Raw genomic sequence first — 13,481 nt, 5'->3', positions numbered from 1 at the left:
GGAACGCGAGGACGGGCTAGAAGTCCTCGTCCAGGTCGACCGTGCCCTCGACCGCGACCTGGTACGCCGACGGACGGCGCTCGAAGAAGTTGGTCAGCTCCTGGACGCCCTGCAGCTCCATGAAGGAGAACGGGTTCTGCGAGCCGTACACCGGCGCGAAGCCGAGGCGGACCAGGCGCTGGTCCGCGACGCACTCCAGGTACTCGCGCATCGACTCGGTGTTCATGCCCGGCAGGCCCTCGCCGCACAGGTCGCGGCCGAACTGCAGCTCCGCCTCCACGGCCTCCTTCAGCATGTCGGTGACCTGCTGCTGGAGTGCGTCGTCGAAGAGCTCCGGCTCCTCCTTGCGGACCGTGTCCACGACCTCGAAGGCGAAGTTCATGTGCATGGTCTCGTCGCGGAACACCCAGTTGGTGCCGGTGGCCAGGCCGTGCAGCAGACCGCGGGAGCGGAACCAGTACACGTACGCGAAGGCGCCGTAGAAGAACAGGCCCTCGATGCACGCGGCGAAGCAGATCAGGTTCAGCAGGAAGCGGCGGCGGTCGGCCTGCGTCTCCAGCCGGTCCAGCTTCTCGACCTCGTTGATCCACTTGAAGCAGAACTGCGCCTTCTCGCGGATCGACGGGATCTCCTCGACGGCGTCGAACGCGGCCGAGCGGTCGTCCGGGTCGGGCAGGTAGGTGTCGAGCAGCGTCAGATAGAACTGGACGTGCACGGCCTCCTCGAACAGCTGACGCGACAGGTACAGGCGCGCCTCCGGGGAGTTGATGTGCTTGTAGAGCGTCAGCACCAGGTTGTTCGAGACGATCGAGTCGCCCGTCGCGAAGAACGCGACCAGACGGCCGATCATGTGCTGCTCGGCCGGCGTCAGCTTCGCGAGGTCCGCCACGTCCGAGTGGAGGTCGACCTCCTCCACCGTCCACGTGTTCTTGATCGCGTCCCGGTAGCGCTCGTAGAAGTCCGGGTAGCGCATGGGGCGGAGCGTGAGCTCGAAGCCCGGGTCCAGGAGGTTCTTGTTGTCGGTGGAGCTCATTACTGGCAGGCCTCGCAGGACTCGGGGTTCTCAAGGGAGCAGGCCAGAGCGTCGGCGTCGACGGCCTGCGGGAGCGGGTTGGCGGCGACCGGGACGGCGGAGCCGGACGCGGCGCGGGCGATCTTCGTCGCCGGGCGCGAGCGCAGGTAGTACGTGGTCTTCAGGCCCTGCTTCCAGGCGTACGCGTACATCGAGCTGAGCTTGCCGATGGTGGGCGTCTCCAGGAACAGGTTCAGCGACTGGGCCTGGTCCAGGAACGGGGTACGGGCCGCCGCCATGTCGATCAGGCCGCGCTGCGGGATCTCCCACGCCGTGCGGTACAGCTCGCGCACCTCGGCCGGGATCCAGCCGAAGCCCTGCACCGAACCGCTGGCGTCGCGCAGCGCCTCGCGGGTCTGCGCGTCCCACACGCCGAGCTGCTTCAGCTCGTCCACCAGGTACGCGTTGACCTGGAGGAACTCGCCGCTCAGCGTCTCGCGCTTGAAGAGGTTGGAGACCTGCGGCTCGATGCACTCGTACACGCCCGCGATCGAGGCGATCGTCGCCGTCGGAGCGATGGCCAGCAGCAGCGAGTTGCGCATGCCGGTCTTCGCGATCCGGGCGCGCAGCGCGTCCCAGCGCTCCGGCCAGTTCAGCTCCACGTCGTAGTGGTCCGGGTGCAGGACACCGCGGGCGGTGCGGGTCTGCTCCCAGGCCGGCAGCGGGCCGCTGCGCTCGGCGAGGTCGCAGGAGGCCTCGTACGCGGCCAGCATGATGCGCTCGGAGAGCTTGGTGGACAGGGCCTTCGCCTCGGGGGAGTCGAAGGGCAGCCGCAGCTTGAAGAAGACGTCCTGGAGGCCCATCGCGCCCAGGCCCACCGGGCGCCAGCGGGAGTTGGAGCGGCCGGCCTGCTCGGTCGGGTAGAAGTTGATGTCCACCACGCGGTCGAGGAAGGTGACGGCCGTGCGGACGGTCTCGTCCAGGCGCTCCCAGTCGATCTCCCCGTCCACCACGAAGGCGCCCATGTTGACCGACCCGAGGTTGCAGACGGCCGTCTCGCCGTCGTTGGTGACCTCGATGATCTCGGTGCACAGGTTGGAGGAGTGGACGACGGTGCCCGGCTCGGCGGTCTGGTTCGCCGTGCGGTTGGAGGCGTCCTTGAAGGTCATCCAGCCCTGGCCGGTCTGCGCGAGGGTGCGCATCATCCGGCCGTACAGGTCGCGCGCGGGCATGGTCTTGCGGGCCAGACCGGCCGCCTCGGCCTTGCGGTAGGCGGCGTCGAACTCGTCGCCCCACAGGTCGACGAGCTCGGGCACGTCGGCCGGGGAGAACAGCGACCAGTCGGCGTCGGCGTTCACCCGGCGCATGAACTCGTCCGGCACCCAGTGCGCCAGGTTCAGGTTGTGCGTACGGCGCTGGTCCTCGCCGGTGTTGTCGCGGAGCTCCAGGAACTCCTCGATGTCCGCGTGCCAGGTCTCCAGGTAGACGGCGGCGGCGCCCTTGCGGCGGCCGCCCTGGTTCACGGCGGCGACGGAGGCGTCGAGGGTCTTCAGGAACGGCACGATGCCGTTGGAGTGGCCGTTGGTGCCGCGGATCAGCGAACCGCGGGCGCGGATGCGGGAGTACGAGAGACCGATGCCGCCGGCGTGCTTGGACAGGCGCGCGACCTGGTGGTAGCGGTCGTAGATCGAGTCGAGCTCGTCCAGCGGGGAGTCCAGCAGGTAGCAGGAGGACATCTGCGGGTGCCGGGTGCCGGAGTTGAAGAGCGTCGGGGAGGACGGCAGGTAGTCGAGGCGGCTCATCAGCCGGTACAGCGAGGCCACTTCCTCGACGGCCTGGACGCTCTCGTTCTCGGCCAGACCGCAGGCGACGCGCAGCATGAAGAACTGCGGGGTCTCGACGACCTGGCGGGTGATCGGGTGGCGCAGCAGGTAGCGGCTGTGCAGGGTGCGCAGGCCGAAGAAGCCGAACCGGTCGTCGGCGCCCTCGGCGAGGGTGTGCTCCACCAGCGCGTCCAGGCGGCTCGCGTGGGTCCGTACGAACTCGGCCGTGCGGTCGGCGATGAGCCCCTCGCGGTGTCCGACCTCGACTGAGGCGGAGAAGGAGGTGGCGCCCTGGCCGGCGGCTTCGTCCCGGACGGCGAGCGTCAGCAGCCGGGCGGCGAGCTTCGAGTACGCGGGGTCCTCGGAGATCAGACCGGCGGCGGCCTCGGTGGCCAGCCCGCGCAGTTCGGCGTCGTCGGCGGCGGAGCTGCGGCCGCGCAGCGCGGCGGCGGCGACCCGGCCGGGGTCGGTGTCGGGGAGGTCCGCCGTCAGTTCGGTGAGGGTACGCAGCAGCGTGGCCCCCGGGCCCTCGGTGTTGTCGCCAGAAACGGACTCGGCGCGCGGTGCGGAAGGCGCGATGGTCACGGCGGGAGCTCTCCCTCGCTCGGCCCGGTCATCGGCGGGGCGGGGCGCGAGCGGGCGCATGCGGGCGCGCAGGAACGCGTACACCGCATGGCGTCCACCGGCCCAACCGCGAGGCCCGGACGTGTCGGCACCCGGTTCGGTCGACCCGGGCGCGCTGTCGGCAGGTCCTCGGACTTTTCATACCGTTGCGGGACAGTTCCGGATTCACACCGGATTCCCCTGCGGCGACAGCAGCCCTGAGCATACATGTGGGGGGCCGCCTATGCGCGACCCCCCACATGTTGTGTCGGCGTGGCTACAGCTCCAGACGGTACGTGAGCAAGGTGAGCCCGGGAACGGGCGCCCAGTCCCGCTCCGGCGTACGGATGAAACCGAGTCGCTCGTATATCCGCTGGGCCCCAGTCATGCCGCGCTGGGTGGAGAGCACCAGGTGCGTGACCCCCGCCAGTTCCCGCGCGCGGGCCACGCAAGCGCGCACCAGGGCCTCGCCCGCGCCGCGTCCGCGCGCCTCTCGGGAGACGGCCAGCATCCGGAACTCCGCCTCGCCGGGCCCGGCGATGTCGGCCAGCGGGCTCCCGGGCGGGGCGAAGGTCACCCCGCCGAGTACGGCGCCCTCGTCGACGGCCACGAGCACTTCCCCGTCGGCGGCCCGGCCGGCGACATCGCGCAGTACGGCCGCGTAGAACGCCTCGCCGGAGCCCAGGAGCCCGTCACCCAGGTAGGCCTGCGCGGTGATCTCGCCGAGCTGCTCGTATTCGGCGGGTAGTGCCGCCCTGATAGCGATGTCCATGCGGTCGAGTGTGCCGGACGGGTGTCGGTGGTCGGCGCTATCGTCGGAGAGAGCACCGTCGTGGAAGGTGAGTGAGGCATGACCGTGATGACTGAACGTCCCCACATGACGATCGAAGAGTTCGAGCACCTGGCCCGCATAGCGGCTCGCGAGGCGGAGGGGCTGCGACTGGAATTCATCGGTGGGGTGCTGAGGAGCAAGGCCATGCCAGACGGGGACCACGGGCGGATCATTCTGTGGCTGACGCGGATCTGCATGCAGCACCACCCGGAGTTCTGGCTGCACCCGGGGCAGGGGATCAAGGCGGAACAGTACCGGGAGGGCCGCGCCATTCCGGACGGGGTTCTGGCGCACGAGGACGCGTTCGTAGGGCAGGGCGACTGGGTGGATCCGAGCCCGATCCTGATGGCCGTCGAGGTGACCTCGTGGGACTCCGACACCGAGCGGCGCGACCGGATCGAGAAGCCGCGCGCTTATGCGCAGACCGGTATCCCCGTGTACCTGCTCATCGACCGGCTCAAGTGTCAGGTTGTCGTCCACAGCGACCCGGATGGCGAAAGCTACGAGACTGTGCGCACCGTTCCCTTCGGCAAGGAAATCAAGCTTCCCGACCCCGTAGGCATCACCCTCCAGACCGAAGTCCTCAAGGACTGGGTCCGCTGAACGACCCGAAGGCCCCGCCGCGGGATGCGGCGGGGCCTTCGGCGTCTGTCGGCTCAGCAGCAGCCGAAGCCCTCGCGGGGGTCCGCCTCGCGGGCGTCCGTGCGGGCGCGTTCGAACTCTCGGCGGGTCGGGACCTTCGCGTCCGGGTCGTGGGAGCGGGCGTGGGCGACGTACCGGTCGTAGGCCGCCTCGCCCGAGAACTCCCTTACGAAGAACCGCGCCCTCGCCATCGCGCTGCGCACGCTCATCAGGCCACCGGCTCCCTGACGTGCCCGCCGCCCGAGTCCAGGCCCGCCGCGGCGAGCTCGGCCTTCTCCTCGGCGGTCGGGATCAGCCCCGCCGGAGCGACGATCTTCGACTCCGTCCACGGGACCTCGGAGAGCCGCACCGACTCCGGGCTCCGGATGGCCTTGAGGCAGGTCCGGGCCGCGTCCGCCAGCACGATGATGATCAGGATCGCGAACAGCGCCGACAGCACGCCGTCGACCGTGGCGTTGGTGACCACGGTGTGCATCTCGTCCATGTTCTTGGCGGGAGGCAGGACCTTGCCCGCGTCGATGCCGCCCTGGTACTTGTCGCGCTGCGCGAAGAAGCCGACCTTCACGTCCTCCGAGAAGATCTTCTGGTAGCTCGCGGTGAGCGTGACGGCCACGTCCCACACCAGCGGAACGCCCGTCACCCAGGCCCACTTGAGCCGGCCGGACTTGATCAGCAGCGTGGTGCAGACGGCCAGGGCGACCGCGGCGAGCAGCTGGTTCGCGATGCCGAACAGCGGGAAGAGCTGGTTGATGCCGCCCAGCGGGTCCTTGATGCCGACCCACAGGAAGTAGCCCCAGCCGCCGACGACGACGGCGCTCGCCAGCCAGACGCCCGGCTTCCAGCTGACGTCCTTGAAGGACTTGTGCACGTTGCCGAGGGTGTCCTGGAGCATGAACCGTCCGACGCGGGTGCCCGCGTCGACCGTCGTCAGGATGAACAGCGCCTCGAACATGATGGCGAAGTGGTACCAGAAGGCCTTCATGCCGGCGCCGCCGATGACGGACGAGAAGATCTCCGACATTCCGAGTGCGAAGGTCGGCGCGCCGCCCGTACGGGACAGCAGGCTGGCCTCCTCCACGTCCTTCGCGGCCTGCGCCAGCGCCTCGGGGGAGATGGCGAAGCCGAAGTTGGTCACGGCCTCCGACGCGGACTGGACCGTGGTGCCGACGACGCCGCCGGGGGAGTTCACCGCGAAGAACAGGCCCGGCTCGATGATGCAGGCCGCTATCACCGCCATGACGGCGACGAAGGACTCGGTCAGCATGGCTCCGTAGCCGATGACCCGGACCTGGGTCTCCTTCTGGATCATCTTCGGGGTGGTGCCGGAGGCGACCAGCGAGTGGAAGCCGGACAGGGCGCCGCACGCGATGGTGATGAAGACGAACGGGAACATCGACCCGGCGAAGACCGGGCCGTCGCCCCGCGCGGCGAAGTCCGTGACCGCGGGCATCTTCAGGGTCGGCATCGCGATGACCACGCCCACGGCGAGCAGTGCGATGGTGCCGACCTTCATGAAGGTCGAGAGGTAGTCGCGGGGCGCGAGCAGCATCCACACCGGCAGCACCGAGGCGACGAAGCCGTACGCGATCATCCAGATGACCAGCGTCTCCTTCTCCAGGGTGAAGGTGTCCGCGAAGGAGGACTCGGCGACCCAGCCGCCCGCGATGATGGCGAGCAGCAGCAGCGCCACGCCGATGGCGGAGACCTCGGTGACCCGGCCCGGCCGCAGTACGCGGAGGTAGAAGCCCATGAAGAGGGCGATCGGGATGGTCATGCCGATGGAGAAGACACCCCAGGGGGAGTGCGCCAGCGCGTTCACGATGACGAGCGCGAGCACTGCCAGGAGGATGATCATGATGGAGAACACGGCGACCAGGGCGGCCGCTCCGCCGACGGGGCCCATCTCGTCCCGGGCCATCTGGCCGAGCGAGCGGCCGTTGCGCCGGGTGGAGAAGAACAGCGTGACCATGTCCTGTACGGCGCCCGCGAAGATCACGCCCACGACGATCCAGATCGTGCCGGGCAGGTAGCCCATCTGAGAGGCGAGCACCGGTCCGACGAGCGGTCCGGCGCCGGCGACGGCGGCGAAGTGGTGGCCGAAAAGTACCCGCCGATCGGTGGGATGGAAGTCGACACCGTTGTCAAGGCGTTCGGCGGGGGTGGCCCGCGTCTTGTCCACCTTCAGTACGCGGTGGGCGATGAACCGCGCGTAGAAGCGGTAGCCGATCGCATAAGAGCCGAGCGCGGCGGCGAGCAGCCAGGCGGCGGAGATCTCCTCGCCGCGCGAAAGGGCCAGAACGCCCCAGCCGATGGCCCCGACGAGTCCGACGAGCACCCATGCGGCGATGGACTTCGGAGAAGGCGAGCCGGGCGTGGTGCCCGGACTCGCCACGTCCTTTTGTGATGCAGCCTGTTGTGTCCCAGTTGCTTCCGGTTCAGGCATGACCCTCGTCCCCTCGTCGATCATCTGCGTAAGCGCAGGGAATCTACGGGGGATTGCCCGGTGAACGTAAGACCCCGTCCGTATTCCGGTATTCCGTTTGCCGGTATATAGGGACGGACCCCAGGCGGACCCCGGGCAGATCTCAGACGGACCTCAGTCGGACCTCCGCCGTCAGACGGCGGGCCGCTTGAGCCTGGCGACGAACTTGTACCGGTCGCCGCGGTACACCGACCGCACCCACTCCACGGGTTCCCCGTCCGCGTCGAGGGAGTGCCGGGAGAGCATCAGCATCGGCAGGCCGACGTCGGTGCCGAGCAGTCCGGCCTCGCGCGGGGTGGCCAGCGAGGTCTCGATCGTCTCCTCGGCCTCGGCGAGGTGGACGTCGTAGACCTCGGCGAGGGCGGTGTAGAGGGAGGTGTACTTGGCGAGCGAACGGCGCAGGGCTGGGAAGCGCTTCGCCGAGAGATGGGTGGTCTCGATGGCCATCGGCTCACCGCTGGCCAGTCGCAGCCGCTCGATGCGCAGCACCCGTCCACCGGTGTTGATCTTGAGCAGTCCGGCGAGGGTGTCGTCGGCCGTCACGTAGCCGATGTCCAGCAGCTGGGACGTCGGTTCCAGCCCCTGGGCGCGCATGTCCTCGGTGTACGAGGTGAGTTGGAGGGCCTGCGAGACCTTGGGCTTGGCGACGAAGGTCCCCTTGCCCTGGATCCTTTCCAGCCGCCCCTCGACGACGAGCTCCTGGAGGGCCTGCCGGACGGTGGTCCGCGAGGTGTCGAATTCGGCCGCGAGCGTGCGCTCCGGCGGCACCGGGGTGCCGGGCGGCAGCGTCTCGGTCATGTCGAGCAAGTGCCGCTTGAGTCGGTAGTACTTGGGTACACGCGCCGTGCGGGTGGCCGCCCCGCCTTCCGGCTCCGTGATCGCCCCTTCGGTGGCCATCGCCGCCCGCCTTCCCGACTCCAGTTTCGCTGCCGTCACCGGCTCCTCCGATATGTGCGGTCACATCGTGACACGTGCGGGGGGACAGGCCTTCTCTCTCCCCAGGTGTCGGTCCGATAACGGACCGAGCACCCGCTCATTAGACCCTTGACACCCCTAAAGGTCTAGGCCAAGCTCCAGCTACTGGTCTAAACCAATATGGATCAGATCCCGGCCCCACGGCAGTACTTCGCGTATGTCACCGCGGCGGGCAAGGGAAGTGCAGGCAGGCATCCCTGAGGAGGGTGGCGTGAAGCGCAAGCTCATCGTGGCGGTCAGTGTTGCGGGCATGATGGCCGGAGTCGCGGCGTGCGGCAACAGCGGCGACGACAAGGCCAAGGCCGACGCGGGCCCCAAGGAGATCACCGTCTGGGTGATGGACGGCTCCGCGCCGAAGGCCTGGATCGACGAGGTCAACAAGGAGTTCTCGGCCAAGCACCCCGGTGTCACGGTGAAGGTCGAGGAGCAGAAGTGGACCGGCATCCAGGAGAAGGTCACCACGGCCCTCTCCGAGAACACCCCTCCGGACGTCCTTGAGCTCGGCAACACCCAGACCGCCGGCTACGCGGTCACCGGCGGCCTCGCCGACCTGACGAAGGACAAGGCCAAGCTCGGCGCCGACGCCTGGCAGAAGAGCATGCTCACCTCGGCCGAGGTCGACGGCAAGCTCTACTCCGCCCCGTGGTACGCCGCCAACCGCGTGGTCATCTACGACAAGAAGGCCTTCGAGAAGGCCGGCGTCACCCCGCCGAAGACCCGCGACGAGTGGATCGCCGGTCTGGAGAAGCTGAAGGCGGCCGACCCGGCCTCGCAGCCGATCTACCTGCCCGGCCAGAGCTGGTACGTCCTCGCCGGCCTGATCTGGGACGAGGGCGGCGACCTCGCCGTCAAGGACGGCGACAAGTGGAAGGGTGCACTGGGCACCCCGCAGGCCGCCTCCGCGATGGAGTTCTACAAGAAGCTCCAGGCCTTCTCCACCGCCCCCAAGGACAAGGACGAGGCCAACCCGCAGCAGTCCACCGACATCGTCCCCAAGGGCGGCGTCTCCTCCTGGATCGGTCTCGGCTGGGAGGCCGGCGGTGCCGAGAAGGCCCTGAAGGAAGCGGGCAAGGAAGCCGACTTCGGCTACTTCCCGATCCCGGGCAAGACCGCTGACAAGACCAGCACCGTCTTCCTCGGCGGCTCGAACCTCGCGGTGGCCGAGCGCTCCAAGAACAAGGAGCTCGCCAAGGAGTGGCTGGCCCTCGCCGCAGGCAAGGACCAGATGACCAAGTACGCCGCCGAGACCAAGGGCGCGCTGCTCCCGAACCAGGCCGGCGCCAACTTCACCCCCGCCGCGGGCTCCTTCGCGGAGGCCATGGGCAAGGGCGGCGTCAACGGCAAGATCACCCCGGTCACCCCGGGCTGGGCGAACGTCGAGACCGAGCCGAACCCCATCAAGGAGTTCATGACCAAGGTCCTGAAGGGTGAGGACGCCGCCAAGGCGGGCGCGGACGCGGACAAGGAAATCGCGAACCGCATCAACAAGTAGTCCCACCCCGCAGTACCGGCTGCACCCGCAGTACCCGCACTACCCAGCAGTGTGAACGCACCGGGGGGTGCGGCAGGCGCCCGCAGCGCCTGCCGCGCCCCCGGTCGCGCATGTGACTCCACAGTCAACCGCGAGGAAACGAAGACCATGACTGTGCACTCCCAGGGGGCGGCGACCAGCGCTCCACAGGACGCACCGATGAAGTCCGCCGTGCCGCCGCCGAAGGCGCCGGCCGGCGGAACCGACCGCGGCCGTACGTCTCCTCGCGGGGGCAGAAAGTCGCTCCCGTCGGGGTGGTTGCCCTACCTGCTGATCGGGCCCGCGGTGCTCAGCCTCGCGACCCTCCTGCTGTATCCGCTGATCAAGAACGTGATCCTGTCCTTCCAGGACATCAACAAGATCGAGTTCATCCAGCGGAAGTACCCCTTCGCCGGGTTCGGCAACTACACCGAGCTGCTCGGCGACGCGAACTTCTGGACCGTCGTCGTCCGGAGCTTCGGCTTCACCCTGGCCAACGTCGTGCTGATCATGGTGCTGGGCAGCCTCATCGGCATCCTGCTGAACAAGCTCGGCAAGAAGATGCGCCTGGTCCTGTCGATGGCGCTGGTGATGGCCTGGGCCATGCCGATCGTCGCCTCCGTACAGGTCTTCAAGTGGCTGTTCGACGAGCAGTTCGGCGTCATGAACTGGCTCATGCGCACCGCCGGCTTCGCCGGCTACGAGCAGCACAACTGGATGGAGACCGGCCTCTCCACCCTGGTGATCGTCACGATCCTGGTGGTCTGGGGCTCCATCCCCTTCGTCGCGCTCAACATGTACGCCGGCCTGACCACCGTCAGCTCCGAGCTGTACGAGGCCGCCCGGATGGACGGCGCCAACGGCTGGCAGACCTTCTGGAAGATCGTCTTCCCGAACCTCAAGCCCTTCTTCCTCGTCACCACGTTCCTCGAGGTGATCTGGGTCTTCAAGGCCTTCACCCAGGTCTACGCGATGAACAAGGGCGGCCCCGACCGCGCCTCCGAGATCCTGCCGGTCTTCGCCTACGTCGAGGGCCAGAGCCAGGCCCACTACGGCCTCGCCGCCGCCATCTCCGTCCTGACGATCGTGATCCTCGTGGTCGTCATGTCCTTCTACTTCCGCCTGATCCTGAAGCAGGAGGAGGAGCAGTGAGCACGACCACCGCCCCGAAGGCCGCGCCGACCGGCCCGCCCGCGCCGTCCGCGAAGCCCGCGCAGAAGCTCCGCACGCGCCGGCCGGTCCGCCCCGGAGCCGTCGCCAAGAACCTCGGCGCGCTCCTCCTGGCCCTCGTCTTCGTCTTCCCCGTGTACTGGATGTTCTCCTCGGCGCTCAAGCCGTCCAGCGAGATCCTCACCAAGGACCCGGTCTTCGTCTTCACCCCGACGCTGGACAACTTCACCAAGGCCACCGGGGTCGCCAACTTCTGGACGTACGTCACCAACAGCGTCCTGGTCACCGTCGGCGCCGTCCTGCTGGCCCTGGTCGTCGCGCTCGCCGCGAGCTTCGCCATCGCCCGCATGAAGTTCAAGGGCCGCAAGGGCCTCGTACTCGCCGTGATGATGGCCCAGATGGCCCCCTGGGAGGTCATGGTCATCGCGATGTACATGATCGCCCGCGACAGCGAGATGCTGAACAGCCTCCCGCTGCTCACCGCGATCTACTTCGTGATGGTCCTCCCCTTCACCATCTGGACCCTGCGCGGCTTCATCGCCGCCGTCCCGGTGACCCTGGAGGAGGCCGCCCAGATCGACGGCTGCACCCGCGGCCAGGCCTTCCGCAAGGTGATCTTCCCCCTGCTGGCCCCCGGCCTGATGTCCACCTCTCTCTTCGGCTTCATCACCGCCTGGAACGAGTTCGCGATGGTCCTGATCCTGAACAAGGACAAGACCGCGCAGACCCTGCCGCTCTGGCTCACCGAGTTCCAGAGCGCCTTCGGCAACGACTGGGGCGCCACCATGGCCGCGTCTTCCCTGTTCGCCGTACCGGTCCTGCTGATCTTCATCTTCCTCCAGCGCAAGGCCGTCGGCGGCATGACCGCCGGCGCCGTGAAGGGATAACGGCACCCATGACTGTCCTTGCGCACAAGGTGGATACGGTCACCCGCGACGCCCTCGCGGTCCTCCAGCCCGGCTTCGAGGGCACCACCGCCCCCGCCTGGCTGCTCCGCCAGGTCTCCGAAGGCCTCACCTCCGTCGGCCTGTTCGGCCGCAACATCGCCTCGCCCGAGCAGCTCGCCGCGCTGACCGCGCAGCTGCGCGCGGAGCGCGAGGACGTGCTGGTCGCCATCGACGAGGAGGGCGGCGACGTCACCCGCCTGGAGGTCCGCGGCGGCTCCTCCTTCCCCGGCAACCTGGCGCTCGGCGCCGTCGACGACACCTCCCTCACCCGGGACGTGGCCCGCGAGCTGGGCCGGCGCCTCGCCGAGTGCGGGGTCAACCTCAACTGGGCCCCGTCCGCGGACGTCAACTCCAACCCGGACAACCCGGTGATCGGCGTACGGTCCTTCGGCGCCGACACCCAGCTCACGGCCCGGCACACCGCCGCGTACGTCGAAGGCCTCCAGGCCGCCGGCGTCGCCGCGTGCACCAAGCACTTCCCCGGCCACGGCGACACCAACGTCGACTCGCACCACGCGCTGCCGCGCATCGACGTGGACCTGGACACCCTCGCCGCGCGTGAACTCGTACCGTTCAAGGCCGCCATCGAGGCCGGCACCAAGGCGGTGATGAGCGCGCACATCCTGGTGCCCGCCCTGGACCCGACCCGCCCGGCCACCCTCAGCCCGCAGATCCTGACCGGTCTGCTGCGCAAGGAGCTCGGCTACGAGGGGCTGATCGTCACCGACGGCATGGAGATGAACGCCATCGCCGGGACGTACGGGATCGAGCGCGGCTCGGTCCTGGCCGTCGCGGCCGGCGCCGACGCGATCTGTGTCGGCGGCGGGCTCGCCGACGAGGCGACCGTGCTCCGGCTGCGCGACGCGCTCGTCGCGGCCGTACGCGAGGGCTCGCTGCCGGAGGAGCGGCTGGCCGAGGCCGCCGCCCGGGTCCGCGCGCTGGCCGAGTGGACCCTCATGGCCCGGCCGGACGCGCGACCGGAGGGGAGCCGCGCGTCCGGCATCGGCCTGGAGGCGGCCCGCCGGGCGGTGACCGTCACCGGTTCGGCGAGCCCGTTCACCGCCGCCGCCGCTCCGTACGTGGCCACGCTGACCCCGGTCGCGAACATCGCGGTGGGCGACGAGACCCCGTGGGGCGTGGCCGCCGAACTGGCCGCGCTGGTACCGGGGACGGCCTCGGGCGTCTACCCGGAGGGGGCGTCGGCGGGGGACATCCTGGTCGCGGCGGGTGACCGTACCGTGGTCGCGGTGGTGCGCGACGCGCACCGCCATCCTTGGATGGCGGAGGCCCTCGACGCGCTGGTCGCGGCGCGGGCCGACACCGTGGTGGTCGAGATGGGACTCCCGCGGGCCGAGCCGCGCGGCCGTCTGTACATCGCGACGCACGGCGCGTCCCCCGTATGCGGCCGCGCCGCGGCCGAAATCCTGGCGGGCCGGTAGCTCCGCGGCGCCGTTGCTGGGGCTCCGCCCCAGACCCCGCGCCTCA

11 protein-coding genes and 1 riboswitch are annotated in these 13,481 nt (G+C 69.2%); of the genes, 5 read left to right on the top strand and 6 right to left on the bottom strand.

Features of this window, described 5'->3' with window-relative positions:
• Positions 1–16 precede the first annotated feature (16 nt).
• The 3 genes from JIW86_RS15400 to JIW86_RS15390 all read right to left on the bottom strand — a co-directional run bounded on the left by JIW86_RS15400 (position 17) and on the right by JIW86_RS15390 (position 4,210).
• Positions 17–1,033, bottom strand: a complete 1,017-nt coding sequence (locus JIW86_RS15400; RefSeq protein WP_257554260.1) for a ribonucleotide-diphosphate reductase subunit beta — start codon at positions 1,031–1,033, stop codon at positions 17–19.
• Positions 1,033–3,420 carry a ribonucleoside-diphosphate reductase subunit alpha gene (locus JIW86_RS15395; RefSeq protein ID WP_257554259.1) on the bottom strand — a complete coding sequence of 796 codons (2,388 nt, stop codon included), beginning with the start codon at positions 3,418–3,420 and terminating at the stop codon, positions 1,033–1,035. Before JIW86_RS15395 ends, JIW86_RS15400 begins: the two co-directional genes overlap by 1 nt.
• Before the next feature lie 141 nt (positions 3,421–3,561).
• Positions 3,562–3,674: riboswitch (cobalamin riboswitch) on the bottom strand.
• 41 nt (positions 3,675–3,715) lie between these two features.
• A complete protein-coding gene (locus JIW86_RS15390; RefSeq protein WP_257554258.1) occupies positions 3,716–4,210 on the bottom strand; it encodes a GNAT family N-acetyltransferase in 495 nt (164 codons plus the stop codon).
• A 78-nt stretch (positions 4,211–4,288) separates the two neighbouring features.
• Here JIW86_RS15390 and JIW86_RS15385 point away from each other — a divergent pair, with 78 nt between their 5' ends.
• The gene (locus tag JIW86_RS15385) at positions 4,289–4,873 is read left to right on the top strand and encodes a Uma2 family endonuclease (RefSeq protein ID WP_257554256.1); all 585 of its coding nucleotides are present in this window, start codon (positions 4,289–4,291) and stop codon (positions 4,871–4,873) included.
• Positions 4,874–4,926: 53 nt separating this feature from the next.
• On the opposite strand, the gene JIW86_RS15380 is transcribed toward JIW86_RS15385, so the two are convergent.
• The 3 genes from JIW86_RS15380 to JIW86_RS15370 all read right to left on the bottom strand — a co-directional run bounded on the left by JIW86_RS15380 (position 4,927) and on the right by JIW86_RS15370 (position 8,291).
• A complete protein-coding gene (locus JIW86_RS15380; RefSeq protein ID WP_257554255.1) occupies positions 4,927–5,121 on the bottom strand; it encodes a YbdD/YjiX family protein in 195 nt (64 codons plus the stop codon).
• Entirely contained in the window at positions 5,121–7,355 is a 2,235-nt protein-coding gene (locus tag JIW86_RS15375) for a carbon starvation CstA family protein (protein ID WP_257554254.1), read from the bottom strand. Before JIW86_RS15375 ends, JIW86_RS15380 begins: the two co-directional genes overlap by 1 nt.
• 171 nt (positions 7,356–7,526) lie before the next feature.
• Entirely contained in the window at positions 7,527–8,291 is a 765-nt protein-coding gene (locus tag JIW86_RS15370) for a GntR family transcriptional regulator (protein ID WP_215146782.1), read from the bottom strand.
• A gap of 289 nt (positions 8,292–8,580) precedes the next feature.
• On the opposite strand from JIW86_RS15370, the gene JIW86_RS15365 reads away from it, so the two are divergent.
• The 4 genes from JIW86_RS15365 to JIW86_RS15350 all read left to right on the top strand — a co-directional run bounded on the left by JIW86_RS15365 (position 8,581) and on the right by JIW86_RS15350 (position 13,435).
• On the top strand, positions 8,581–9,861 hold the full coding sequence (locus JIW86_RS15365) for an extracellular solute-binding protein (RefSeq protein ID WP_215146783.1): 1,281 nt from the start codon (positions 8,581–8,583) through the stop codon (positions 9,859–9,861).
• Positions 9,862–10,008: 147 nt separating this feature from the next.
• Positions 10,009–11,031, top strand: a complete 1,023-nt coding sequence (locus tag JIW86_RS15360) for a carbohydrate ABC transporter permease (protein WP_215146784.1) — start codon at positions 10,009–10,011, stop codon at positions 11,029–11,031.
• 128 nt (positions 11,032–11,159) lie between these two features.
• Positions 11,160–11,936, top strand: a complete 777-nt coding sequence (locus tag JIW86_RS15355) for a carbohydrate ABC transporter permease (protein WP_215146877.1) — start codon at positions 11,160–11,162, stop codon at positions 11,934–11,936.
• 8 nt (positions 11,937–11,944) lie between these two features.
• Positions 11,945–13,435: a glycoside hydrolase family 3 protein gene (locus tag JIW86_RS15350; protein WP_257554253.1), complete on the top strand. Its 1,491-nt coding sequence runs from the start codon at positions 11,945–11,947 to the stop codon at positions 13,433–13,435.
• Positions 13,436–13,481 lie beyond the last annotated feature (46 nt).

It is taken from the genome of Streptomyces sp. NBC_00162 (assembly GCF_024611995.1).
Lineage (GTDB): Bacteria > Actinomycetota > Actinomycetes > Streptomycetales > Streptomycetaceae > Streptomyces.
The sequence above is the reverse complement of the archived record's forward strand: the minus strand, read 5'-3'. Positions and strand labels throughout refer to the sequence as shown.

Coding starts and splice junctions, on each gene's coding strand:
- JIW86_RS15400 (WP_257554260.1), bottom strand. CDS start 1,033: ATGAGCTCCACCGACAACAAGAACCTCCTGGACCCGGGCTTCGAGCTC.
- JIW86_RS15390 (WP_257554258.1), bottom strand. CDS start 4,210: ATGGACATCGCTATCAGGGCGGCACTACCCGCCGAATACGAGCAGCTC.
- JIW86_RS15385 (WP_257554256.1), top strand. CDS start 4,289: ATGACCGTGATGACTGAACGTCCCCACATGACGATCGAAGAGTTCGAG.
- JIW86_RS15380 (WP_257554255.1), bottom strand. CDS start 5,121: ATGAGCGTGCGCAGCGCGATGGCGAGGGCGCGGTTCTTCGTAAGGGAG.
- JIW86_RS15375 (WP_257554254.1), bottom strand. CDS start 7,355: ATGCCTGAACCGGAAGCAACTGGGACACAACAGGCTGCATCACAAAAG.
- JIW86_RS15370 (WP_215146782.1), bottom strand. CDS start 8,291: ATGGCCACCGAAGGGGCGATCACGGAGCCGGAAGGCGGGGCGGCCACC.
- JIW86_RS15360 (WP_215146784.1), top strand. CDS start 10,009: ATGACTGTGCACTCCCAGGGGGCGGCGACCAGCGCTCCACAGGACGCA.
- JIW86_RS15350 (WP_257554253.1), top strand. CDS start 11,945: ATGACTGTCCTTGCGCACAAGGTGGATACGGTCACCCGCGACGCCCTC.